This is a genomic window from Micromonospora qiuiae, from assembly GCF_016863555.1.
Lineage (GTDB): Bacteria > Actinomycetota > Actinomycetes > Mycobacteriales > Micromonosporaceae > Micromonospora > Micromonospora qiuiae.
In genome coordinates this window covers 1-848 of record NZ_BOPC01000193.1, presented here as the reverse complement: position 1 = coordinate 848, position 848 = coordinate 1, and the positions used below count along the sequence as shown (strand labels likewise).

The following is an 848-nucleotide window of genomic DNA, read 5'->3' as shown; positions in this document are numbered from 1 at the left end:
CGCGTTTCGATGCCCTGTTCGTTCAGTTCGTCGACCGGGATCACGGGTTCGCGCTGACCGCGACGTGCCCCGACGGTAAGCAGCATTGCTCGTACGGCCTGGCTGTCAGCATGGATGGTGGTCGCACCTATCAGCATCGGGCGCTTCCGATGGCGAAGGTTGCACCGACCGAGGGCTATAGCGCCGACCTGCACGCCGTCACCACACATACTGTCGTGATCGAAGACCGCGGAAAGTGGTGGGTGAGCATCAACGCCGGCCGTACGTGGCGTTCGGCACCGGACTCCGCGGCGCGAACCGTCGCCGAGATCCCAGCCGCCGGGCGTCTACACACTCGTTGCCGCGATACGAACTGCGAAATCCGCGAACTGACAGTGATCGACCCGGACACCGGCCTGCGTTTGAAGGTGCCCAACGTGCCGTTGGAGCGGGTCCATGGCTCGTCGGAGTCCACGATCGCCCCTGACGGCACCCGATGGATCTCCGGCACCGCGCGGGGAGGCGTTCCCGCTCTGGCCACTACGCGCGATGGCGGCCGTACCTGGTCGGTGTCACGATTCCCCAAGCCGGACAAGCTGCTGCACGGGCCCAAGCTGCTGGTGGGACCCGGCAGCCTCCGATACGCGCTGTTCTCCGTCCAGCGCGAGGACGCCAAGAACGGCTTCGGGCCCATGTACACCAGCACGGACGCGGGCCGAACGTGGACCCGGATCCGACACGGCGAAGCGCAACCCGCCTCGATCCTGGGCGCGATCGTCAGGCCGGACGGACAACTGCTGATCGGCACGGAACTCAACGGCCCGATGACCAGCACCGACGCAGGCCGCACCTTTACGAGAGCGGAGACC

The 848-nt window shown here is 66.6% G+C and carries 1 protein-coding gene; it reads left to right on the top strand.

All coding sequences use genetic code 11. The features are described 5' to 3' along the window. Positions 1 to 848, top strand: an 848-nt coding sequence (locus tag Vqi01_RS30365; protein ID WP_204038561.1) for a WD40/YVTN/BNR-like repeat-containing protein, incomplete at both ends; no start/stop codon positions are given.